18 protein-coding genes are annotated in these 22,817 nt (G+C 66.2%); 4 read left to right on the top strand and 14 right to left on the bottom strand.

Going from position 1 to position 22,817, the window contains the following annotated elements:
• Positions 1-7: 7 nt before the first annotated feature.
• The 7 genes from hflX to dusB all read right to left on the bottom strand — a co-directional run bounded on the left by hflX (position 8) and on the right by dusB (position 9,104).
• Positions 8-1,303, bottom strand: coding sequence for a GTPase HflX (hflX, locus tag KX816_14105; protein QXQ08589.1), 1,296 nt, complete (start codon positions 1,301-1,303; stop codon positions 8-10).
• Positions 1,304-1,350: 47 nt separating this feature from the next.
• A complete protein-coding gene (gene hfq / locus KX816_14110) occupies positions 1,351-1,608 on the bottom strand; it encodes an RNA chaperone Hfq (protein ID QXQ05370.1) in 258 nt (85 codons plus the stop codon).
• A gap of 189 nt (positions 1,609-1,797) precedes the next feature.
• Positions 1,798-3,192: a sigma-54 dependent transcriptional regulator gene (locus tag KX816_14115; protein ID QXQ05371.1), complete on the bottom strand. Its 1,395-nt coding sequence runs from the start codon at positions 3,190-3,192 to the stop codon at positions 1,798-1,800.
• 2 nt (positions 3,193-3,194) lie between these two features.
• Positions 3,195-5,444 carry a PAS domain-containing sensor histidine kinase gene (locus KX816_14120; protein QXQ05372.1) on the bottom strand — a complete coding sequence of 750 codons (2,250 nt, stop codon included), beginning with the start codon at positions 5,442-5,444 and terminating at the stop codon, positions 3,195-3,197.
• Positions 5,445-5,558: 114 nt separating this feature from the next.
• Positions 5,559-6,986 carry a nitrogen regulation protein NR(I) gene (ntrC, locus tag KX816_14125; GenBank protein ID QXQ05373.1) on the bottom strand — a complete coding sequence of 476 codons (1,428 nt, stop codon included), beginning with the start codon at positions 6,984-6,986 and terminating at the stop codon, positions 5,559-5,561.
• A 10-nt stretch (positions 6,987-6,996) separates the two neighbouring features.
• Positions 6,997-8,094 carry a two-component sensor histidine kinase gene (locus KX816_14130; GenBank protein QXQ05374.1) on the bottom strand — a complete coding sequence of 366 codons (1,098 nt, stop codon included), beginning with the start codon at positions 8,092-8,094 and terminating at the stop codon, positions 6,997-6,999.
• Positions 8,091-9,104: a tRNA dihydrouridine synthase DusB gene (gene dusB, locus KX816_14135; protein QXQ05375.1), complete on the bottom strand. Its 1,014-nt coding sequence runs from the start codon at positions 9,102-9,104 to the stop codon at positions 8,091-8,093. The genes KX816_14130 and dusB overlap by 4 nt, the downstream gene beginning before the upstream one ends.
• An 82-nt stretch (positions 9,105-9,186) precedes the next feature.
• Between dusB and KX816_14140 the strand changes: the two genes are divergently transcribed.
• The 3 genes from KX816_14140 to KX816_14150 are packed head-to-tail and all read left to right on the top strand — an operon-like array spanning position 9,187 to position 11,466.
• Positions 9,187-10,329 carry a bifunctional 2-C-methyl-D-erythritol 4-phosphate cytidylyltransferase/2-C-methyl-D-erythritol 2,4-cyclodiphosphate synthase gene (locus KX816_14140; GenBank protein QXQ05376.1) on the top strand — a complete coding sequence of 381 codons (1,143 nt, stop codon included), beginning with the start codon at positions 9,187-9,189 and terminating at the stop codon, positions 10,327-10,329.
• The gene (locus KX816_14145) at positions 10,329-10,823 is read left to right on the top strand and encodes a CinA family protein (GenBank protein ID QXQ05377.1); all 495 of its coding nucleotides are present in this window, start codon (positions 10,329-10,331) and stop codon (positions 10,821-10,823) included. The genes KX816_14140 and KX816_14145 overlap by 1 nt, the downstream gene beginning before the upstream one ends.
• A 58-nt stretch (positions 10,824-10,881) precedes the next feature.
• Complete coding sequence (locus KX816_14150) at positions 10,882-11,466, top strand: GNAT family N-acetyltransferase (GenBank protein QXQ05378.1); 585 nt, start codon at positions 10,882-10,884, stop codon at positions 11,464-11,466.
• Positions 11,467-11,636: 170 nt separating this feature from the next.
• Here the strand turns inward: KX816_14150 and KX816_14155 are convergent, their stop codons facing one another.
• The 5 genes from KX816_14155 to KX816_14175 all read right to left on the bottom strand — a co-directional run bounded on the left by KX816_14155 (position 11,637) and on the right by KX816_14175 (position 18,648).
• Entirely contained in the window at positions 11,637-12,326 is a 690-nt protein-coding gene (locus tag KX816_14155; protein ID QXQ05379.1) for a hypothetical protein, read from the bottom strand.
• Between the two features lie 181 nt (positions 12,327-12,507).
• Entirely contained in the window at positions 12,508-14,079 is a 1,572-nt protein-coding gene (locus tag KX816_14160) for a serine hydrolase (protein ID QXQ05380.1), read from the bottom strand.
• Positions 14,080-14,096: 17 nt separating this feature from the next.
• Positions 14,097-15,569: a peptide MFS transporter gene (locus KX816_14165; protein ID QXQ05381.1), complete on the bottom strand. Its 1,473-nt coding sequence runs from the start codon at positions 15,567-15,569 to the stop codon at positions 14,097-14,099.
• Complete coding sequence (locus tag KX816_14170; protein QXQ05382.1) at positions 15,452-16,408, bottom strand: dipeptide epimerase; 957 nt, start codon at positions 16,406-16,408, stop codon at positions 15,452-15,454. The genes KX816_14165 and KX816_14170 overlap by 118 nt, the downstream gene beginning before the upstream one ends.
• A 53-nt stretch (positions 16,409-16,461) precedes the next feature.
• Positions 16,462-18,648, bottom strand: coding sequence for a TonB-dependent receptor (locus KX816_14175; protein QXQ05383.1), 2,187 nt, complete (start codon positions 18,646-18,648; stop codon positions 16,462-16,464).
• 194 nt (positions 18,649-18,842) lie between these two features.
• Between KX816_14175 and KX816_14180 the strand changes: the two genes are divergently transcribed.
• Positions 18,843-19,415 carry an XRE family transcriptional regulator gene (locus KX816_14180; GenBank protein QXQ05384.1) on the top strand — a complete coding sequence of 191 codons (573 nt, stop codon included), beginning with the start codon at positions 18,843-18,845 and terminating at the stop codon, positions 19,413-19,415.
• A 45-nt stretch (positions 19,416-19,460) separates the two neighbouring features.
• Here the strand turns inward: KX816_14180 and KX816_14185 are convergent, their stop codons facing one another.
• Positions 19,461-20,555: an amidohydrolase gene (locus KX816_14185; protein QXQ05385.1), complete on the bottom strand. Its 1,095-nt coding sequence runs from the start codon at positions 20,553-20,555 to the stop codon at positions 19,461-19,463.
• Between the two features lie 43 nt (positions 20,556-20,598).
• Complete coding sequence (locus KX816_14190; protein ID QXQ05386.1) at positions 20,599-22,809, bottom strand: TonB-dependent receptor; 2,211 nt, start codon at positions 22,807-22,809, stop codon at positions 20,599-20,601.
• Positions 22,810-22,817: the final 8 nt, after the last annotated feature.

A 22,817-nucleotide genomic window follows, 5' to 3' on the forward strand; every position in this document is an offset into this window, starting at 1 on the left:
CCAGTCGTCAAAGTGCGTCGAAGCGGGCTTTCGCGGCGTCGGTGAGGCGGACGTGCAGCAGCGCGCCATCCTCGTCGTCGGTGCGGTCGACGACTTCGCCGTGCTCGTGGAGCCAGGCGCCCTTACGGCCATCGGCGAAATTGAGTCGGACGGTGTGCAGCTTCGACGCCGACTGGAGCAGGTCGGCAACCTTCTGCAGCAGCGTGTCGACGCCGGTGCCGTCGAGCGCCGAGATCGCCACTTCGGTGTCGCTGTCGCGGCCCTGCGCCGCCTCGCGCGCGTCGGGTTCGAGCAGGTCGATCTTGTTGAGCGCGGTGATGATCGGGATCGCGCCGCGACCATCGACGGTGGGCTCGCCGTCGACCACGCCCAGGTCCCGCAGCACCGCCAGCACGTCGCCAGCCTGCGCGCTCGAATCCGGGTGTGACAGGTCGCGGACGTGGACGATGACGTCCGCCTCGAGCACCTCCTCCAGCGTCGCGCGGAAGGCCGCGACCAGCTGCGTCGGCAGCGCCGAGACGAAGCCGACGGTGTCCGACAGGATCACCTTGTCGATGCCCGGCAGCTCGATGCTCCGCATCGTCGGGTCGAGCGTCGCGAACAACAGATCCTCGGCCATGACGGTCGCGCCGGTCAGCCGGTTGAACAATGTCGACTTGCCAGCATTGGTGTAGCCGACCAGCGCGACCACCGGATACGGCGCCTTCTGGCGGCGCGAGCGGTGCAGGCCGCGGGTCCGCTTGACGCCCTCGAGGTCGCCCTTGAGCTTGGCCATGCGGTCGCGGATCTGGCGGCGGTCGGCCTCGATCTGGGTCTCGCCGGGACCGCCGAGGAAGCCGAAGCCGCCGCGCTGGCGCTCGAGATGGGTCCACGACCGGACGAGGCGGCTGGCCTGGTAGCTGAGGTGCGCAAGCTCGACCTGCAGCGCGCCTTCGGCAGTGCAGGCGCGCTCGCCGAAGATCTCGAGGATCAGCCCGGTCCGGTCGATGACCTTGACCTTCAGCTCCTTCTCGAGATTGCGCTGCTGGATCGGCGAGACGGTGCCGTCGATGACGATCAGCTCCGCCTCGGTGGCGGCGATCGTCGCCGCCATGCGCTCGACCTGGCCCTTGCCGAACAGCGTCGCCACCGCCGCCTGGCGGATGCGGATGACCTCGCCGTGGACGACGTCGAGGTAGATCGCGCGCGCCAGCCCCTCGGCCTCGGCGAGGCGCGATTCAGGATCACGCGCCTCACGCGGGCCGGTGCGCACCTGTCCGTCCTTGAACGGCAGCACGACAACAGTTTTTGCGCCGAACCTCAGGCCCCGCTGGGCGTCGAAGCCCGGCTGCGGGGCATGGTCTTGCTGGGTCAAGCGGCGTCCACCTCGTCGTCGATCTTCTCGGCCTCGAACAGCTGCACGGGACTGGCGGGCATGACCGTCGAGATCGCGTGCTTGTAGACCAGCTGCGAGTGCCCGTCGCGGCGGAGGAGAACGGAGAAATTGTCGAACCAGGTGATCACGCCCTGCAGCTTGACGCCGTTGACCAGGAACATCGTCACCGGGGTCTTGGTCTTGCGGACGGTATTCAGGAATACATCCTGCAGCGAGTTAGCCTTGTCAGCCATGTTGTGGCCCTTCGTTTATTGGCGAGCCGATTGTGACCCGCATGCTCTCGCCGTTGCCCGGCGGGGCGTGCCCGTTGGTACGGGCGTTACGAAGCTAGTGCGGTGGTCGCGACGGAACAAGGTGCGTCTTGCGGGTATCGGGGACGGCCAGAAAAGTATTCTCGCGAGCTTCCTGCCTCCCCGCCCCCTTTATTCCGCCGCCTCAGCTTCCTCGTCGCCGTCGCCTACTCCGAGCGCCTTCAGCTTCCGGTGCAACGCCGACCGCTCCATCCCGATGAACGCTGCCGTCTTCGAGATATTGCCTGAGAACCGCCGGATCTGCGCCCGCAGGTACTCGCGCTCGAACGCCTCGCGCGCTTCCCGCAGCGGCGTCCCCATGATCGAGCGCACCGCCTGCCCCGGGACCAGCTTCGAGGGCTCGTTGGTCACCTCCGACGGCAGCATGTCGATGTCGATGCGCCCGGTCCGGTCCGGCGGCGCGAGGATCAGCGTGCGCTCGACGACGTTCCTGAGCTGGCGGACGTTGCCCGGCCAGTTGTAGGTCTGCAGCGCCGCGACCGCGTCCTCGCTCAACGCCGGTGTCGCAACCCGGCGCTCGGCGGCATAGCGCGCCAGGAAATAACGGACCAGTTCGGCAATGTCCTCGCGGCGCTCGGTCAGCGACGGCAGGCGTACCGGCACGACGTTGAGGCGGTAATAAAGGTCTTCGCGGAAACGCCCCTCCGCGATCTCGACCGCGAGGTCGCGTGAGGTCGCGCTGATGACGCGGACGTCGACCTTGACCCAGCGCGAGCCGCCGATGCGCTGGAAGTTCTGCTCGGTCAGGACGCGCAGAATCTTGGCCTGGGTCGGCATCGGCATGTCGGCGACGTCGTCGAGAAACAGCGTGCCCCCATGCGCCTGCTCGAACAGGCCGGAGCGCACCAGATGCCCGCCCTCCTCGTGGCCGAACAGTTCCTCCTCGACCCGCTCGGGGGTCATGCGCGCGGCGCTAACGACGACGAACGGCGCGTTGGCGCGGGGTGACCACTGGTGCAGCAAGCGCGCCGCGATCTCCTTGCCCGATCCCGCCGCACCGGTGATCAGCACCCGGCTGCCGGTCGCGGCAACGCGCTTGATGGTCGCGCGGACATTGTTGATGACCGCCGACGAGCCGGTCAGCTCGGTCTCGACCCCGGCACGCTCGCGCAGTTCCTCGTTCTCGCGGCGCAGGCGCTCGGTCTGCGTGGCGCGGTCGACGACGATCAGCAACTGGTCGGCGCGGAACGGCTTTTCGATGAAGTCGTACGCCCCGCGCTTGATCGCCGCGACCGCAGTCTCGATGTTACCGTGGCCCGAGATGACGATGACCGGCAGCGTCACGTCGCGGCGCTTGACCTCCTCGAGGAGTTCGATGCCGTCGAGGCGCGAGCCTTGCAGCCAGATATCGAGGATCAGCAGCGACGGCCGCCGCTCGGTGATCGCGGTCAGCGCGGAGTCGCTGTCATGCGCCGTCCGCGTGCCATAGCCCTCGTCGTCGAGGACGCCGGCGATCAGGTCGCGGATGTCGGCTTCGTCGTCGACGATGAGGATATCGAGCGCCATTCCTACCCCTGTCCCGCGTGCCGTGCGTGATCGCCGGCATCATCTTCGAGCAAATGCGTATTCCCCAGCACGAAGCCGAGCCGGGCCATCGCGCCGCCACCGGGAGCATCGCCAAGGTCAAGCGTGCCGCCGTGCTCCTCGACGATCTTCTTGACGATCGCGAGGCCGAGCCCGGTGCCGCGGGTGCGGGTCGTGACGTATGGCTCGGTGAGCCGATCGCGCGCCTCGACCGGCAGGCCGCAGCCGTTGTCGGTTACCTCAATCGTGACGTGCGTGTCGGTGGCGCGAACCGTCAGGCTGATCAGCCCGCCCTCGGTTTTGCCGCACGCGGCAATGGCTTCCGCAGCGTTCTTCAGTAGATTGATGAGTGCCTGGCTGATCTGGCGGCGGTCGCAGATGAGGTCGGGCAGCGACGCTGGCACGACCAGCCCGAAGCGCACGTTCGGGTAGGCGACCTCCTGCAGGAACACCGCCTGCTTGGCGATCTCGGCGATGGATTCGAGCTGGAACACCGGCTTGGGCATCCGCGCGAAGCTGCTGAACTCGTCGACCATGCGCCGGAGATCGCCGACCTGACGGACGATGGTGCTGGTCAGCGAGGCGAAGGTCTCGGGATCGTCGATGATCTGCCTGGCATATTTGCGCTGCAGGCGTTCGGCGGACAGCTGAATCGGCGTCAGCGGGTTCTTGATCTCGTGCGCTATGCGCCGCGCGACATCGGCCCAGGCGGCGCGGCGCTGGTCGGCAAGCTGGTCCGAAATGTCGTCGAAGGTCAGCACATAGCTGCGCGCGCCACCGCTTTCGGCCGCGATCCGCACACTCAGGGTCTGGGTGTCGGCGCCACGTGCAATGATCACCTGCCCGGCTGCACCGCCCTGGGCCGACGCTTCATCCAGGAGCGCCGCAAGTTCGGGTACCGCTTCCGCCAGCGGGCGCCCGGCCAGCGCCCGCGCGGTCGACTGGAGCAATTCGGCGGCGCTGTGGTTGGCGAGGCGGATGATGCCCTTCGCGTCGATCGACAGCACGCCCGCCGAGACGCCGGTCAGCACCGCTTCGGTGAACTGGCGGCGCTCGTCGGCCTGCGCGTTGGCGGTGACCAGGGCGTTCTGCTGCGCCTTCAATTGCCCGGTCATGCGGTTGAAGGCGCGCTCCAGGGTGCCGATCTCGTCTGGCGAGTTCCGAACCTTGACCCGCGCGTCGAGGTCGCCGGCACCGACGCGCTCGGCAGCATCGGCCAACCGCGCGATCGGCGACGCCAGGCGGTTCGCCAGCCACAAGGCAAACCAGATCGCCGCCGCCAAGATGAGCAGCGACACCACCATCAGCATGACGTTGAAACGCCACTTTAGGTCGCGGCTGCGGTCGGTCAACGCCTTGTATTCGCTCAGCGCGGTTCGGGTCCGCGCCACCGAGTTCAGCACCAGCGGGTCGACCTTGCGGCTGACGTAGACGTAGCGCTCGAGCACCGGGTCGATGCGCACCACGGCCTCGACGCGGTCGCCGGCGGAGGCGATGACGCGGACCTCGCCCGCCCGCGCCCGCGCCAGATCGAGCGACTTGATCCGCGCCGACAGCGGTCGCGCGTCCATGTTGACGCCGGCGTAGATGACCACCCCGGCGCGCCCCGCGGTGAACACCGCCGCCTCGGTCAGGTTGCGGGTCTTGACCTGGAAAACCAACCCCTCGCGGAAGGTCGGCGAGTCGATGCCGAAGTCGCGGGCATAGTTGTTGACGTCGCCGGCCATCGCCTCGATGTCGTCGAAGACGCGCTGCTTGTTCTCGGCCACATACGCCTGGGCAACCTGATCGGCGTTGTCGAGCACGGTCTTGGCGCGGTCGGAGAACCAGAACTGCGTCCCGAACTGGAACAGCAGCGACGCGAAAATCACCACCAGCAGCGTCGGCACTGCAGCAATCGTCGCGAACAACGCCACCAGCCGGACATGGAGGTGCGCCCCCGCCGTGCCACGCCGGCGGTTGCTCAGCAGGATCGCCAGCCGCCGTGCGATCAGCACGAAAAGCGCCATCAGCGGTACAAGGTTGACCACCAGCAGTGCGGTCACCAGCGACGGCGAGAAGCCGGCGGCGGGGGCGCGGGTGCTCGTCAAAACCTCGTAGCTGGCGATGCCGAGCACCACGACCAGCACTGCAACCGCCACCTCGAGCCGCGGATACAGGTCGACCCGGTTGATCCAGCGCGCCAGACGCCGCCCAAGGCGTCGGTCGCGCGGCAGCCCGGGAGGCGCTGGCATGGTCGATTCCATTGACTAAGGCTTTACCGCACTAGCGTGGCAAAAGGAACACAGTCGTTGCGCGCACGCGACGTTCGTTGCGGCAAACCGTGGTGCGGGAAGGTTGTTCGCGGGCTAGCGGCGTGAGTCGGCAGCGTCGAGACGATGGTCGGAGAGCTTTTTCCGCAGCGTATTGCGATTGATCCCGAGCAGCTTCGCCGCCCGTATCTGGTTGCCGCGCGTTGCCGCCAGCGCCTGCGTCAGCAGTGGCCGCTCGACCTCGGCAAGGATGCGGTCGTACAGTCCGTCGGGGGGCAGGTCCTCGTCGAAGGTGCCGAAATAGTCGGCGAGGTGGAGTGCCACCGAGGCCGCCAGCCCGCCGCTCGGGGCTGCCGTCGGACCCGCTCCCATCCCTGGGCCGCGGAGCCCCGCGACGACCGCGGCCTCGTCGATGCGCTCGCCGCTGGTCAAGGCCGCGAGCCGGCGCATGAGGTTCTCGAGCTCGCGGACGTTGCCCGGCCACGCGTGCCCGGCGAGGACTTCGATCGCGCTGCTGTCGAGCGCTTTGCGCGGCAAGCCGTCGCGCGCGGCACGGTCGAGGAAGTGCCGGGCCAGCACGGCGATGTCGCCGCTGCGTTCACGCAATGGCGGAAGCTGGAGCGGTACGACGTTCAAACGATAGAACAAGTCTTCGCGAAATTGCCCGCTGGCGATGCGCCGCGGGAGGTCCTGGTTGGTTGCCGAGATGATCCGCACGTCGGCACGGATGGTGCGGTTGCCGCCCACGGTGGTGAAGTCACCGGATTGCAGGACGCGGAGCAGGCGCGTCTGCGCGTCGGCGGGCATGTCGCCGATCTCGTCGAGGAACAGTGTGCCGCCCTGCGCCTGCTCGAAGCGACCGGTGGCGCGTGCGGCGGCGCCGGTGAAGGCACCGCGCTCATGGCCGAACAGCTCGGTCTCGATGAGCTCGCGCGGGATCGCGGCCATGTTGATCGCCACGAACGGCCCGTCGCGGCGGGCGCCGAGGTCATGCAGGGCGCGTGCAGCAAGCTCCTTGCCGGTGCCGGATTCGCCAAGGATCAGCACGCTGAGGTCGGTCGCGACGACGCGCGCGATGGTGCGGTAGACCTCCTGCATCGCCGCCGAGCGCCCGATCAGCGGCAGGTCGTCGCCCGCCGCAGCCAGCGGTTCCGGGACATGGCCACTGGCGGCAAGTGCGCTCGCCACGGCGCGGGCGAGCGCGTCGATGTCGAACGGCTTGGGCAAATAGTCGAACGCGCCCTGCTCCGTCGCGCGAACTGCGGTCGACAAGGTGTTCTGCGCGCTCATGACGATGACCGGCAGGCCAGGGCGCCGGGCGAGCAATCGCGGGATCGCGGTCAGGCCGTCGCCGTCGGGCAGCACGACGTCGGTGACCACGACATCGCCCTCCCCGGCGTCGATCAGCTTCCACAGCGCGGCGTTGCTGTCGACGGTCTTGACCTCGTGGCCGGCGCGGGTGAGCGCCTGCCGGACGACGGTGCGGATTGCGGCATCGTCGTCGGCAACGAGGACTAGGGTCACAGAGTCTCCATCAGGCGGTCGCAAGCAGGACGCGGAAGATCGTACGCTGGCCGTCGCGCTCGTACTCGACGACGCCGCCGTGATCGCTGACCAGCTTCGCCACCAACGCCAGACCAAGGCCGCGGCCGCCCGCCTTGGTGGTCACGAACGGGTCGAACAGATGGTCGGCGAGCTCGGTCGGAGCGCCCGGGCCGTTGTCGATTATGCAGACCTCGATCGGCAGCGCGATGCGCTTGTGGCGGCTGGGCGCGGCGAGGCGGAGGCCCTGGCGATAGGCCGTGTGGATCGACAATTCGCATGCCTCCCCCGCGGCTTCGACAGCGTTCTTGATCAAGTTCAGGAACACCTGGACGAGCGCGTCGCGGTTGCCGAGCACCGGCGGCAGCGACGGGTCGTACTGCTCGCGGACCTTGATCCCGCGGGCGAACCCCTGCCCCGCGAGCTTGCGGACATGGCCAAGAACGGCGTGGATATTCTCCGGCCCGAGCGCCAGCGGCCTGGTGTCGGTGAAGTCCTCCATACGGTCGACGAGGGTCCGGATGCGGTCGACCTCGTCGCGGATCAGGGTCGTCAGCTCGCTGGTGTCGGCGTCGCCCGCCGTCCGCGCGGTCTGCTCGATCAACTGCGCCGCGCCGCGGATGCCCGACAACGGGTTCTTGATCTCGTGCGCCAGCATCGCCGCGACGCCGACCGCCGAGCGCGCTGCACCGCGATTTACCAGCTGGCGCTCGACCAGCGATGCCACCGCCCGCGCCTGCAGCGTCATCACCAGCCAGCCGGGCGCATCGACCAACGGGGATATCAGCACGTCGGCGCGGACCATGCGCGCACCCTCATAGCCAAGCTCGACATCGTAGCTGGCATAGCCGCCGCCCTGGGTCCGTGCGGCCGCGATGACTTCGGCGATCGGCCGTCCGTCGACCAGCAGGCCGACCAACCCACGCTCGGCAAGCACGCCCGCGCTATGGTTGAGCAATGTCTCCGCGGCCTGATTGACCAGGCACGGCCGATCGTCGGCATCGAGCGCGACGACGGGCACCGGCAGCACGGTCATCAGGTCGGGCAGCGCGGGCGGCGTCTTGGCCCGGCGCAGCGGCAATATGCTCATGCCGCGAGGTCGAGGCGCTCGTCGCCTTCGATGAGCGGCGCGTAGAAACGCTCGAGCATGTCGAGCACGACGGCGGGAGATGCCTGCTGGTTGACCGCGTTGCGGAATTCGGCCGAGCCGATCAGGCCCTTGGTGTACCAGCCGAGGTGCTTGCGCGCGAGATTGACGCCGACCTCGTTGCCATACAGCTCCAGCATCGCCCGGTAGTGCTCGACGATCACGGCAAATTGTTCGGCGAGTTCAGGGGCCGCCAAGCGGTGGCCGTGGACCAGCCACGCGATCGCCTGGCCGAGCAGCCACGGCTTGCCGTAGGCCCCGCGCCCGATCATGACGCCGTCCGCGCCCGACTGCGCCAGCGCGGTATCGACGTCGTCGAGCGACAGGATATCGCCATTGACGATAACTGGCAGCGCCACCGCCTGCTTAACGCGCGACACGAAGTTCCAGTCCGCAGCACCCTTGTAAAGCTGGCAGCGGGTGCGGCCGTGGACGGCAATCAGCTGGATGCCGAGGTCCTCGGCGATATGTGCAAGCTCGGGAGCGTTGAGGCTGGAGTGGTCCCAGCCCATGCGCATCTTAAGCGTCACCGGCAGTTCGACCGCCTTGACCGTCGCTGCGATCAGGCGGGCGGCGAGCGGCAGGTCGCGCATCAACGCCGAGCCCGCGTCGCCGTTGACGACCTTCTTCACCGGGCAGCCCATGTTGATGTCGATGATCGCCGCACCGCGGTCGGCGTTAAGCTTGGCGGCCTCGGCCATGATCTCGGGATCGCAGCCCGCAAGCTGCATCGACACCGGCTCCTCGCTCGGATCCCACGCGCACTTCTGGATCGACTGGCGGGTCTCGCGGACCATCGCCTGGCTTGCGATCATCTCGGTAACAGTCAGCCCGGCGCCGTAGCGCTTGACGATGCGGCGGAACGGCAGGTCAGTGACACCGGTCATCGGTGCCAGGATGACCGGCTGGTCGACGACAAGCTTGCCGATACGGATGGGCGAAAGACGGGCCACGGAAAAACTGCCTAAAAAGCGGGCAGAACCCCTAACGTCATTCCCCCTGTTCGGCAAGGCGCGGGCGGGATAGAGCGGAGCGATGCGCGGGCAAACCCACGGACTGATCGTTGCCGCCGGCCGGGGTCACCGCGCTGGCGAGGGCCTGCCCAAGCAATACCGCCGCGTCGCCGGCAAGACTGTCCTGAGGCATGCCGTCGAAGGGTTGGCCGGCAGCGTCGACACGGTCTCGGTGGTCATCCATCCCGACGATGCGGAGCTGTATGCCGAGAGCGTCGCCGGATTGAGCCTCGGTCCTCCCATCCACGGCGGCGCGACCCGGCAGGAGTCGGTGCGCCTCGGGCTTGCGGCTCTCGCAGACGCGGCACCTGCCAAGGTCCTGATCCACGACGCCGCGCGGGCGTTCGTCCCGACCGCGGTGATCGACCGGGTTCTCGCCGCGCTCGACCACGAAGACGGTGCAACCCCTGCCCTGTCCGTGGCCGACTCGCTCCGCACCGGCGGGACCCACGTCGAGGGCGAGATCGCGCGCGACAGCGTTCACCGCGTCCAGACCCCCCAGGGCTTCCGCTTCGACGCGATCCTCGCTGCCCACCAGGCCGCCGCCGCCGGAGCCACCGACGACGTTGCCGTAGCGCTTGCGGCCGGGCTGCGCGTCGCCTTCGTCGAGGGTGACGAGCGCGGCTTCAAGCTGACCACCCCCGCCGATTTCGAGCGCGCCGAGGCGCTGTTCGCCCGCGCCCTGACCTCGCGCGTCGCCAGCGGCTACGACGTCCACCGCTTCGGCCCCGGCGACCACATCTGGCTGTGCGGCCTGCGCATCCCTCACACCCACGGCCTGATCGGCCATAGCGACGCCGACGCCGGACTCCATGCGCTGACCGACGCGCTGCTCGGCACGATCGGCGCGGGCGATATCGGCCAGCATTTCCCGCCCAGCGACCCGCAGTGGCGCGGCGCGTCGTCGGACCAGTTCCTCGCCCACGCCGCCTCGCTGATCACGGCGCGTGGGGGGATCATCGACCATGTCGACCTCACGATCATCGCCGAGGCTCCCAAGGTCGGACCGCACCGGACCGCGATGCGCGTGCGGATCGCGGAGTTGCTCGGACTCAAGCTCGAGGCGGTCAGCGTCAAGGCGACGACCACCGAGGGGCTCGGCTTCACCGGCCGCCGCGAGGGGCTGGCAGCCCAGGCGATGGCGAGCGTTCGGGTGCCCGCCTGATGTTCGACCCCGAACTCCTGGCGATGGCGCGCAAGGTCATCGAGGCCAACCTCGCGATCGGGCGCACCGTCGCGCTGGCGGAATCGTGCACCGGCGGGCTGGTCGCCGCCGCGCTGACCGAGATCCCGGGCTCGTCCCAGGTCTTCGAACGCGGCTTCGTGACCTATTCGAACGAGTCCAAGATGGAGTCGATCGGTGTCAACCAGGACATCCTCGAGACGTTCGGCGCGGTCTCCGTCGCGGTTGCCTGGGCGATGGCGCAGGGCGCGCTGACGCACAGCCTGGCCGACACCGCGGTCGCGATCACCGGCATCGCCGGCCCCGACGGCGGCTCGCTCAAGAAACCCGTCGGCACCGTCGTCTTCGCCTGCGCGACGCGGGACGGCGACCCCGACAAGGTCGTCGCGGACACCCAGCACTTCGGCGACCTCGGGCGTCACGAGATCCGGCGGCAGGCGGCGCTGGTGGCGCTGTCGCTGCTGATGCCGGATTAGCCGGTCAACGAACTCGCGCCCCGCTGACTAGCGCCAGGCCGACCCGGCAAGAGGTAAAATGCTCGCACCAACCACCGACGAGGACATCCCGGCCATCGTTGCGCTGGTCAACCGGGCCTATCGCGGCTCCGGCTCGACGGCCGCTTGGAACACGGAAGCCGGGTACATCTCCGGCGACCGGACGACGCGCGACCTGCTCCGCGCCGACGTGCTCGCCAAGCCGGAGGCGTCGCTGCTCAAGTGGGTTGGTGCATCGACCGGCGGATTGCTCGGCTGCGTCTGGCTGGAGCCCCTGGGCGACGGGAAATGGTATCTCGGGTCACTGGCGACCGACCCGGACCGGCAGAACACCGGTCTTGGCAGGGACGTGCTGACGGCGGCGGAACTGTGGGTCCACGAGCACGGCGGCACGCGGGTCCGGATGACCGTCGTGAACGTCCGGGAGACCCTGATCGCCTGGTACCTGCGCCGCGGCTACCACCTCACAGGGGAGACGGAGGCGTTCCCGTATGACGACAACCGGTTCGGCACACCGCTGCGTGATGACCTGAAATTTGTCGTGCTGGAGAAAGTTCTGCGCCCGGACGATGCGTCAGTAGCTGGATTGTCGGCGATCCAGGGTGCCCGGTCGAACGGCCGCTAGCGCTCAGAAATTGCCATAGAGCAGCGATTGGCAGCGCCCCGAAACCGGACCTTCCGTGACATCCCCGAGTGCCCCATCCAGGGAGTGGTCGCGCAATCTGACTCATGGAAACAATTGGCTGAGCACCTCGGCATCGTCGCAGTCGCACCGGTTGAACTTGACTTAATAGGCTAACGCTTGTCGTTCGCCGCTCTGCTTCCATAGTTTGGTTGACGCGCGGGTCTTCTCGCTGACCCTTTATATGAGTTCATTGAGCCTCCAGTAGATACGCCCGTGCTGACCAGGGCGACCCGGTGACGACCCGCACGCAATACAGCAGGTTGGTGCGCGGACCGTCGTCGCCGTCGGTATTGGCGAACTGCGCGCCGTTGGCGAGGTCGATTGGCAGCGTCGGTGCCGACAAGCCCATCAGACAAGCGGTTGTTGCCGCCGCCAAGATGCAGGTCGCCGATTACCGAGCCGGTGTTGGTGATGCTCTCATTGCCGGCACCGCCGACGATCGCGAGGGTCGATACCGCCGAAGCCGAACCGGCGACCAGCAGCGTGTTGTCGGCACCGCCGTCGATGACGATCGCCGCGCCCGAGCCGCTGCCGCTGCGGATCTGCTGGTTCGTGGTGATGGCGATAGTGCCGGCGCCGGTGCCGCCAAGGCTTTGCGCGAAGATCGCGGTGCCGTTGGTGTTGGAGGCGTCGACCGCGCCATCGAGCGACGTTGATGATGTAGCTCTTGTTGTTCTTGGAAGAGCTTGGCGCGCCGCCGAGTTCGTCGCTGATCGACGAGGCCGCCGCCGATCGACTGGGCAAGCACGCCGCAAGGCGGTCGATCTGATGCAGCGCCAGGCCGATGTCGCGGTCACCATGGTTCAGCCCACCCAGCAAGCGCTGAGTACGCGAAAGGTGGCCCCGATCACGGTCGGCCGTCATGCTCATCCCGGGTATCCGGCGCGGCGCAGCACCCCGGCTGCGTTACCCGACTGGGCGAGCCACGAGGTCATTGGCTTTGACACCGAAACACCCGCTATCCGGGGCGACGATCCCAGCCTAAAACTTCACGAAGGCCAGGTCCTGAAAATCGAAACTGAAGTCGGTTGCCGGCGAGATAGCCTGCAATGTCATGCCCTTGATCGCGCCGTCGAAACCCTGCTCGAAGCGAACGAAGGCGTCGGCGTGGATGCTCCGGTCGACCCAGCGGGCGACGAAGACATTGCCGCTATAGGGCTGCAGCATCGCCTCGAGCGAGGTCGTCCGGCCGATCTTCAACACCAGCTTGTCGCCTTCCCGGCGGACGACGGCATCACCCCGCCACGGATCGCGGAAATTGCCGGCATAGGCATCGATGGGCAGCGTCGGCGGCAGGGGTTTGGCGAGCCGTGCCGCGACATCCTTTTCCACCACGTTGGCCTCTGTGGTCTTTCCCGCGGCATAGGCCGAGGCAATATCGATCCAGTCCCGCTTCGGCGCGCCGACATAGGCATCGAGGATCTGGTTGTTCACCGCCTGCATCGCTGCGCCCGACTCTTGATTCGTGAAGACCAACACGCCGAGCCTAAGCTCCGGGATCATGGCGACCGAGGTGACGGTGCCGATGACGCCGCCCGTGTGTGCGACGCGCTTGAAGCCGAAGTTGTCGCTGACCTCCCAGCCGAGCGCATAGCCCGAGAAGTGGCTGCGGAGCAGGCCGCCGAGCGCCGGACTTTCCGGGGTTATGGTGTTCATCGTCCACATTTCGGCGCTGCGCTCCGGCGAGAACAGCGGCTGGCCTCCGGGGATCGCTCCCTGGCCGAGCTGGACCGTCAGCCATTTCGCCATATCGGTGACGCTGCAATTGATCGTGCCGGCGGGGCCGACGACGTCGATGCTCATCGCCGGAACCGGCTTTGCCTTGCCCTCGACGACGTGGGGCGACGCGACATCATCGCGACCGGCCACGCCCGCCAGGTTTGCGGAACAGCGCTTCATGCCCAGCGGCTTAAGGATCCGGGCCTCGACGAACTGCTCCCAAGGCTGCCCCGACACCGAGGCGACGACCTCGCCGGCAACGATGTAGAGGAGATTGTCGTAATCATAGTGCGACCGGAAGCTCGAGACCGGGCGCAGATGCCGAAGCCCCTTCATGATTTCGGCGCGAGACATGTCGGTCGCCGGCACGAACATCAGGTCGCCCGCACCGAGCCCCAGTCCGCTGCGATGGGTCAGCAGGTCGCGGATAGTGAACTCGCGCGTGACATACGGGTCGTACATCCTGAAGTCGGGGAGGTGATCGATGACCTTGTCGTCCCACTTCAGCTTGCCCTCGTCGACGAGGATCGCAAGCGCCGCCGCAGTGAAGGCCTTGGTGTTCGATCCGATCTGAAAGATCGTGTCGGGCGTTACCGGGGCCGGCTGGCCTGCCGTGCGCACGCCGTATCCCTTGGCGAAGACGACCTTGCCGTCTTTCACGATCGCCACGGCGATGCCCGGAACGTCGAACGTCGCCATCGCGCGCTTTACCACTGCGTCGATCCTGGTCGGATCGAGGGACATTGCCGCGCCCTCCGGTCGAGCCTCATGGTCTTTGGCAAGCGTTGCCGACATCGGACCCGCCAAGGCCGTAGCGACGGCGAACAGAGTCATGAGCGCTGGCCTGTTAATCATGCAAGTTTCCCCTCCCGACAGATGTCTTTCGCACCCGAGGCTGGATCGCGCGCAGTCTCCCGCTCGCGGTCCCTCACGGCGCCGTCGAAGAGCTTAAGGAGCAGCGCCGAAGTCACCCCGATTGCACCGGCGACCGCGAAGAACGGGCCGATGCCCAGAGGCTGCCAAAGCGTTCCGATCCAGCCCGCGAAAAGATTGCCGAAGAAGCCCGCAGAATACCAAAGGGCGATCGTCGTGGCGGCAAGGTTAGCCGGCGCAAGCCGTGCAAAGAGACCGATGCCGACAGGGAGGATGTGAAGCTCACCGACCGTTAGGAACGCCATGAAAAATGCGAGCCAGAGCCATGACACGGGCGCGTCGCCGGCCGTGGAGGCCACGGCAGACAGCAGCAGGAACGACAGCCCGACAAGCGCTGCGCCGACGGTCATCTTGCTGATCGTCGAGAGTTCGCGACCGACTTCGGCCGCTCGCGTCCAGCGTCGGACGAGCCAGGGCGACAGACCGATCACGATGAGCGAGTTCAGCGCCAGAAACCAGGTCACTGGAATGACGCGGTTGCCGACCGAGCGGTCGACCTGTCCATCGGCCCACAGCGTCATCGTGTTGCCGATCTGCTCATAGGCGCCGCGGAAAATCACGATCACGGCGGCGATTCCCGCCAGCAGGACAAGCTGCGATGCCAAACTCCGGGCGGCGGGTGCGGCGACGCTTGGGGCGTCGCCCGTACGCATTTGCGCGCGCCCCTCCGGCCGCAGGTAACGGCCACCGATTGCATAGACCGCCATTCCCACCAGCATGCCGACTGCCGCGATGGCAAATCCCCAATGAAAACCATAAAGTTCGCCAAACGTGCCGATAACCAACGGTGCGGCGAAGGCCCCGACGTTGATGCCCATGTAGTAGATGCTGTAGGCCGATTTTCGGCGCGGATCGTCCGCCGCATACAGGCCATCGATCTGGGCCGGCAGTCCCGGCAGAAAGAGCCCGTTGCCCAGCGCGATCGTGGCGAGCGCGACGATGAACAGGCTCTCGAAGGCCATGAAGACGTGGCCCAGGGCCATGATCAGTCCGCCGATCATCACCGCCTTGCGACGACCGAGCCAGCGGTCTGAAGCGATGCCGCCGAACACCGGTGTGATGTAGACGGCCGCAGCATAGACGCCGTACATCCACGAGGCGTCAGCCTGGGCGAAGTTGAGATGCTTGGTGGCATACAGCACCAGCAGCGCGCGCATCCCGAAGAACGAGAACTGGCTCCACATCTCGGTCAGGAACAAGATGGTCAGGCCACGCGGTTGCCCGAACCAGTCGCCGCCGGTGCTGCCAACCGCGGTCGCGGCTTGTGAGCGGGTCACGCCGACCAGCCCCACACGTCCGGGGGTATCTCGAGCCGCCCTTGCCGATAGATTGCGGCCGGGCTGCGATCGCTTTCGAGATGCACCGGGCCATCGAGATCGACAAAATCGCATCCCTGGCCGGTGAGAAACGCCGGGGCCATCGCGAGCGAGGTGCCGCCCATGCTCCCGACCATGACGCCGAAACCGCGTGCGCGGGCCGCCACGGCCATTGCCAGCGCCGCGGTCAATCCGCCGCATTTGTCGAGTTTTATGTTGATGACATCGAACAGGCCACGGAGGCGTTCGAGGTCGTCTTCAGTCTGGGCCGATTCATCCGCAGCCATTGGGATCGGACTGGCGAAGCCCCGAAATGCCTCTTCGGCGCCGACGAGGCCGGGCTGTTCGACAAGAGAAACGCGGGCCCGGACAAGAACCGGCATCAGGTCGGACAGGCGGTCTGGATCGAGCCCCTGGTTGGCATCGACGCCGATCCAGACATCGGGCCGCGCCGCCCGCAACGCGCGCACCCGTTCGCCATCCTCGCCGTCGCCGTTCAGCTTGAGCTTGATCGCGTGCGCGTCTCGACACGCGTCCTTGGCCCGCGCGGCGATCGAAGCCGGGTCATCGGCACCGATCGTGATGGTGGTCAGCAGCGGGCGAGGCGGGGCCAATCCGGCAATTTGCCAGACCGGGAGCTCGGCAAGACGCGATTCAAGGTCCCAGAGCGCGCAATCGACAGCGTTTCGAGCGCCGCCCGGAGGCAAGAGCCGGGCAATCTCAGGCCGATCAGCACCGTTCTCGATCGCTCCTCGAGCTGTCTCGATCGCCGCGGCGAGGCTCCGTGACGTGTCATCGTGATAATAGACCCCCGCCGCTTCGCCGCGTCCAGCGACGCCGTTCTGGCGCACTGTCACCTCGACGACGTCGATGCGCGACATGACAAGTCCGTTAATCGCCACCGGATAGGCCATCGGCCAAAATTGGCAGGCAAGCTCGAGGTCTCTCGGCGCGCAAATGCCCACCGCTAGAAGCGCGTGTCGAGCGACAAGCCGACGGTGCGTGGCTGGACCGGCACAAGCAATGTGGAGGATCCCGCATCGGGATCGAAGAAGGTCGTATAAGCGCGCTCGTTGATCAGGTTCCGGATGAAGACGCGGCCGGTAACCGATCCTATCGTCAAACCGAGGTTTGCGTCGACGATGGACTGCGCCGGGATCCGGATCGTGCTGCCGATGCTCTCCAGGCCTGTGAGGGACGAACCGCGAAAGCGGTAGCTCGCCGCCGCCGTGAGGGTCTTGGAGCCACCGAGCGGAAAGCGGTATTCTGCCGAAAGCGACGCCGTCCAGCGCGCCGCGTCGGGCAGGCGGTCGCCGTCGCGGGCACCGAGCGCCGGTACATCCCCGTCCAGATGAGCGTCGGTGTAGGATGCCGTCGCGGCAACCCGAAGGCCATCGGATGGACGCGCCTGGATCGTCGCCTCGAACCCGCGGCTGCTCGCCTTGCCGCCATTGGCAGTCGAGCTGCCGGTCGGGAGTGTGATCGGTACCTGAATGTCCGACCAGTCGACGTAGAAGGCCGAGAAGTCGAAATCGACCAGGCCGTCCAGGACCGCACCCTTGTAGCCAACCTCGTAGTTGGTGAGCGTGTCCGCAACGTAGGACGCCGGTGCTCCAATGAGCGGAGCGTTCGGTCCGCCGGGGCGATAGCCGCTGGCGACGCGCGCATAGAAGGTCGATCGCGCGTCGGGACGGAAGCGCGCGCTCGCGGACCAGGTCGTGACATCGTCGCTCGACTTCAGCGCAGTCCGGCTGAAGCCGCCGAACACCGGTCCATCGATATCCTGAACGTAGTCCTGGCTGTTGTGGCTGAACCGAATACCCCCGGTAACATCAAAAACGGGGCTGAACTTGTAGGTGGCGTTGCCGAACGCTGCATATTCCCGGTAGCTCGTGGGCCAGTAGACCGTCGCGAACGGATCAAGCGAAGCGATCGGAGTGCGGTCGGCATTCTGTGCACTGAGCGCCTGCCGGTTCAGCACATTCTCGTTTGTGTAAAAGCCGCCGACGAGCCATTCGAAGTGGTCGCTGGTGGACGATGCGATACGCAACTCCTGCGTGAACTTGTTCAGCTTCACATCCAGCGTGAAGGCCGACAGCCCGCCAGCCGGCGCGGCCGGATCGAAAAGTGGAAAGAGCGGCCCGTACAATGCCGACTCATCGACGATCGAGATATTGCGCGAGCGCGACCAGCTGCTGGCGCTGGTGACCGTCGCGAAATCTACATCCCAGTCCGCGGTCACGGAATAGAAGCGCAGCTTCTGGTCGTACGGCTCGGCCAGGACGTGGGCGCGACTATACCTGCCGATCGTTGGCTGAAGCGTCCCGGCATCGAGCTGGACCGCAGCGTTGCCGTCGGACCGAATGTCTTGCAGCAAGGCTGAAGCCTTGATGGCGAGGCGGTCGGAGGCTCGCCAGAAGAGCGCGGCACGAGCCCCCTTCTGCACCGAACTATTCTCGTTCCGAATGCCGCGCGCCGGGTTGTCGATCCATCCCGCATTGTCCTGGTAGAACCCGCTGACCCGAACGGCGAGCGTGTCGGCGACGATCGGCACGTTGATCATCGCACGCGCACCCCAGCCCGGTCGGCCGGAGCTGGCAACACTCTCGATCCCGCCGCCGGCACGGGCCTCGAGCGCGCTCGGGTCGGCGGCGCGCAGCACGTACTTGAGCAGACCGCCCATCGTACTGGCGCCGTAAAGTGTGCCTTGCGGTCCGCGCAGAACTTCGAGCCGCTCGATGTCGTAAGGTAGCAGGTCGAGCTGGAAGGACGATCCGCGCGCAAAGCCGGAGCTCGTGCCGAGAGGCGTCTCGTCGATGTAGGTGCCGACCAGCGCGCCGCCCGATCCTGTCGATATGCCGCGCAGGACGATCGAGGTTTTCCCCGGTGTGCCGCCACTGTTGACCGCCAGGCCGGGGATGTAGGTAGCGAAATCGGCGAGGCTGCGCGCTCCGGTTGCCTCGAGCATGTCACCGCTCAGGACGCTGATCGAAGCCGGGACGTCGCGCAGCCGCTCCGTTCGCTTTTGCGCGCTGACGACGATTTCATCGCCGGCCGGGTTGTCTACGGCAATCCCTTGCGCAACGGCGGACTGTGCCGTCAGCGCGGCGGCACCGATAACGACGTGAATGCCGAGGGTTTTGCGCCTGCCCATATTTCTGTACCTCGTTGCAATCCGTACGAGGCAAGATATGATTTCAGAAATGGAACCGCGCAACATAATTATTCAAAAATGTAATATTTTGTATTCGGCTGTGATAAATGATTAGGACCAGCCCGAGGGCAGAGGTCGACCCTGCCGGGCCTGGCACGCAGCTTCGCGCCTTGAGGACGGAGCGGTCGCTGACGATGGGGCAGTTGGCGGCCAAGACCGGTATCCCGCAGTCGACCCTCTCGAAACTCGAGAACGGCAAGATGCGGATGACCTACGAAAAGCTCGTCCGGCTGGGTGCCGGCCTCGAGGTCGATATTGGCCGCCTCATCCAGAAAGCGGGATCCGATGCGCCATCGGCGAAACCCGGGCCGGGGCGGCGCAGCGTCGTTCGCGCGGGCGAGGCGTCCGGCGTTCATTTCATGAAACAGCATCACAGCTATATCGCTGCCGAATATCTCGGTAAGACGATGATGCCGATCCTGATCCAGGTCGTCGCGCGTCATATCGACGAGCTGAACGGCATGCTGGCGCACCGCGGCGAGGAATATCTCTATGTGCTGGAAGGCAGCATGGAACTGCACAGCGAGTTCTACGCGCCGCTCCGGCTGGACGCGGGCGATTCCATCTATTTCGACAGCGGCATGGCCCATGCCTATCTGCACGTCGGCGATGCGCCTTGCCGCGTGCTGTCGGTATGTTCAGGGGCCGACGCGGAAATGATCTCGCATGCTGCACGAATTGGCGGTGACAGCGGCCAGCGGACGTGATGCTCCCCGCAGGGGTCGACTAGTCACTGTCCGCTGCCCGAGAATCTATCGGCCGCCCTTTAGATACGGAGCGACATTCGCGCACAGCGTCGCCCATTCGGCGTCTGACAACGCGAGCTTGCGGCGCATCAGTTCGTAATAAGGCGCAATCGGGCCGATCGCCGGCCAGTCACTGCCGATGACAAACCGGTCCAGTCCAATACGCCGCATGTCGGCGACGAAGAGCGCGAGTTGAGCGTCGCTGCTGCCGAGCGCCGTTGCAGCCGGTTCGGGCATGACGACGCCTGACAGATCGAATACCAGGTTGCGGGTGCCCGGCGCCTTGCGCGCTATCGCTGCACCGAAGGCTTCGAGCGAGTCGATCGTCGCCGGGTCGGCACCGGCATAACCGCCGCCATGTGCGATCTGGACCGGCAGGTCGCCCGCCTTGGCGAGGACCTTGTCGATGAAAACATTGACGTCAGCCTTGGTAAACGGACCACCGCCGCGAAGATGGACTACAATCGGTAGCTTCGTTTGCCGGGCCAGCGCGAAGATCGCGGCGAGTTGCTTCACCTGCTTGGGTGAGCGAGCGGAGAAGTTGGCAGCACCGAGATGCAGCTTGAGCCCGCTGACCCCGGGCTTGCCGGCCCAGTACAGCAGTTCCTCCTTCGCATTCGGCGCGAGCGGATTGACCGAGATGAAGGTGATGAGGCGGCCCTTGGAGGCCAGCCCGGCATCGACATTCCACCGGTTTTCCGCCCGCACCAGGCGCGCCGCCTCTGGGTCGGCCACCGAACCGGGCAACATGAACCAATAGGCCGTCGAGAGCAGGACGGCCCGCTTGACGCCGGCCGCGTCGAGATTGCGCATCGCGTCGGCTGGCGAAGGCCGCTTGAAAATGTCTTCCGACAAGAATTCGAATGATTTTGGATCAAGCTTGTGCATCACATCCATCTGGCGTCCGAGTTCGTCGCTCCCGAGGTGGATGTGATGATCAACCAGAGGCGTTGGGGTCGCCGGCGCATCCGTTGTGGATGCGGCATAGGTCGGAACCGCGAATGCGATCAGGGCAGCGCCGAGTGCTGCGAAGCGCCCGAGTTCTCGCAACCACAAACCTCGCGGCCGCGTTCCCATGCTCGCAACATCGATGCGGTCCATTGTCGTTATCCTTCAAAAAGTGATGGAATAGTTGCCTTGTTCGTCAGAAACCGACGTCGAGCGTCGCCCCGACGGTTCGCGGCCGGACGAGATATTGCTGCAGCGGCGGCAGGAGGCTGCTGTTCGTGACGCCCCGGCGGTCGCCGATATTCTCGACGAATAACGTCAGGCCCGCCGGCCCGAACTTGCCACCGATCCGCGCATCGAAGAGATGATAACCGCCCTGGCGCGACGTCGCCTCGAGGTCGCTCGGTGCGCGCGAGATATAACGATGCGAGAGGACGATCACCGGCGACGCCTTGCTCCACGAGATCTGGTAGCTCAGGCTATTCGTGAACTGCCACATCGAAGCCCCTGGCAGCCGGGTTCCCGAGGGGATGACCGGGTTGCTGGCGTCGACCTGATCGGGATCGAAGTCCTTGGATAAAGTCGCGTGCAGCCAGGTCAGGTTGCTGCTGAGCTCGAGGCCCTGCGCGGGACGCAGTACGAGGCTTGCCTCGATCCCGTAGATTTCCGCCTTGCCGGCGTTCTGCGCAAAGTTGACCCCGCTCAGCTGGCGCTTCAGCTGGATGTTGCTCCAGTCGATATAGAAGCCCGTGACATCGACAAGCAGTTTGCGGTCCAACAGATCGGCTCGCGTCCCGATCTCATAGTTCCAGAGCGAGTCGCTATCATAGGACGACGGAATTCCGGGAAGGACCGCGAGGTTGGACCCGCCGAAGCGAAAGCCCTTAGACGCCAGCGTATAGATCATCAGGTCTTCGCTGGGCTTCCAGGTAATCGAGGCCTTGGGGCTGAAGCCGCTCCATTTGCGCGAGCCCGAGATCGACTGCTCATACTCCCCGGCATTGAGCAGCACGTAGAGACCGAACGCATTGGACCCATTGACGAGGCGCTGCTGGAACAGGCGACCGCCGACTGTCGCCTTGATCCGGTCGCTGAAATTATAGGTCAGCTCCCCAAACAGTGCCATTTCCTTCGCCGTGGCCGGGAGTGCGGCATCCACGAGCAGGTCACCGGGGGCCAGCGCCTGGCCGCTATCCGCCGGAAGACCGATGAGCGGACCTGCGGCATCGATGAAATCGGCGAGACCCGCGGCATAGATCACCTGGCGCTGCCGCATCTTTGTACGGTCATACATCGCGCCGACGAGGTATTCGAACTTTGAGCCGGCCGGCGAGGCGATCCGGATTTCGAACGTGTTGCCCTTGCTGCTGCCCGGACTGAACGACGAGATCGGTGCAAGGCCGAACAAGGCATCGCTCAGCCCGCCGGTCAGGTCGGTGAGGCCATCGGTCTTCTTTTCGTGGCGCGTCGCGGTTGCCGTGATTGTCCCGATCCCGGTTTCCTGGTCGAGGCGCAGCTGGTGGACGAGGGTGGTGAAGGTCGAGAACTCAGGCTCGGCCGTGCTTTTGCGGAGCGCGCCGCCAAGCCCCGGCTGCTGGTAGCCCGCGTCGTCGGTGCGTTGCCGCTGCTCGAGGTAGAAATAGTTGAAGGTCGTGGTGTCGGTAGGAGCCCAGGTCGCCAGAATGCGGCCGCTCTTGGTGACCGTGCGGTTTACGTCGGTTTCGCCGGTGCCGAGATTGTCGATATAGCCTGCGTCCTCGCGGTAGACGAAGACGCCGCGGATCCCGAGCTTCCCGGTGACGATGGGGGCGTTCAGCATGACCTTGCCGGCCCCGCCAGTGCCGCCGTGTCGCGTCGCGCGCACGCTGCCCTGGAAACGCGCTGCGATGTCGTCGAGGTCGGGGTGCGCCGCTTGGTAGTTGATCGCGCCGCCGAGCGACGAGGATCCGAACAACGTCCCTTGGGGACCACGCAGGATCGCGACATTGTCGACATCGAAGGTGTCGATGTCTGGCGTGCCGATCGACAGCGAGGGGTCGGTCAGCGGCACCTCGTTGATGAAGATGCCGGTCGTCGCCTGGCCTATATCCTGGCCGGTCGTGGTGCCGACGCCGCGGATGGTGATCGTACCGGAGCCGGGCGTCGTGGCGTTGAAGACGACGCCGGGGGTGCGGGTCAAATAGTCGGAGAAACCCTGCGCGCCCAGCTTGTCGAGCTCCGCACCGGTCTGAACCGTAATGGCACCGGCAATTTCGCGAACCGGCTCGGCGCGCTTGGTCGCCGTAATCACGAGGTCGTCCGGCAGCGCAGATAGGTCGCGGCCAGCCGGAATGATTTGTGCCGAGGCGGCAACCGGACTGGCGGCGGTGGCCGCGAGAAGCAGATGGCGAAAAATCGGATACCGCATGTCAGCCC

Source organism: Sphingosinicellaceae bacterium, assembly GCA_019285715.1.
Lineage (GTDB): Bacteria > Pseudomonadota > Alphaproteobacteria > Sphingomonadales > Sphingomonadaceae > Glacieibacterium.

What these genes read in the sequence shown, in the direction of transcription:
- KX816_14165 (QXQ05381.1), bottom strand. Translation starts at nt 15,569, where the DNA reads ATGCGATTTTGTCGATCTCGATGGCCCGGTGCATCTCGAAAGCGATCG.
- KX816_14130 (QXQ05374.1), bottom strand. Translation starts at nt 8,094, where the DNA reads ATGAGCATATTGCCGCTGCGCCGGGCCAAGACGCCGCCCGCGCTGCCC.
- KX816_14140 (QXQ05376.1), top strand. Translation starts at nt 9,187, where the DNA reads ATGCGCGGGCAAACCCACGGACTGATCGTTGCCGCCGGCCGGGGTCAC.
- KX816_14180 (QXQ05384.1), top strand. Translation starts at nt 18,843, where the DNA reads ATGGGGCAGTTGGCGGCCAAGACCGGTATCCCGCAGTCGACCCTCTCG.
- hfq (QXQ05370.1), bottom strand. Translation starts at nt 1,608, where the DNA reads ATGGCTGACAAGGCTAACTCGCTGCAGGATGTATTCCTGAATACCGTC.
- KX816_14115 (QXQ05371.1), bottom strand. Translation starts at nt 3,192, where the DNA reads ATGGCGCTCGATATCCTCATCGTCGACGACGAAGCCGACATCCGCGAC.
- KX816_14160 (QXQ05380.1), bottom strand. Translation starts at nt 14,079, where the DNA reads ATGACTCTGTTCGCCGTCGCTACGGCCTTGGCGGGTCCGATGTCGGCA.
- KX816_14170 (QXQ05382.1), bottom strand. Translation starts at nt 16,408, where the DNA reads ATGGCCTATCCGGTGGCGATTAACGGACTTGTCATGTCGCGCATCGAC.
- KX816_14190 (QXQ05386.1), bottom strand. Translation starts at nt 22,809, where the DNA reads ATGCGGTATCCGATTTTTCGCCATCTGCTTCTCGCGGCCACCGCCGCC.
- KX816_14120 (QXQ05372.1), bottom strand. Translation starts at nt 5,444, where the DNA reads ATGCCAGCGCCTCCCGGGCTGCCGCGCGACCGACGCCTTGGGCGGCGT.
- KX816_14145 (QXQ05377.1), top strand. Translation starts at nt 10,329, where the DNA reads ATGTTCGACCCCGAACTCCTGGCGATGGCGCGCAAGGTCATCGAGGCC.
- KX816_14185 (QXQ05385.1), bottom strand. Translation starts at nt 20,555, where the DNA reads ATGGACCGCATCGATGTTGCGAGCATGGGAACGCGGCCGCGAGGTTTG.
- KX816_14175 (QXQ05383.1), bottom strand. Translation starts at nt 18,648, where the DNA reads ATGGGCAGGCGCAAAACCCTCGGCATTCACGTCGTTATCGGTGCCGCC.
- KX816_14150 (QXQ05378.1), top strand. Translation starts at nt 10,882, where the DNA reads ATGCTCGCACCAACCACCGACGAGGACATCCCGGCCATCGTTGCGCTG.
- KX816_14155 (QXQ05379.1), bottom strand. Translation starts at nt 12,326, where the DNA reads ATGGTGACCGCGACATCGGCCTGGCGCTGCATCAGATCGACCGCCTTG.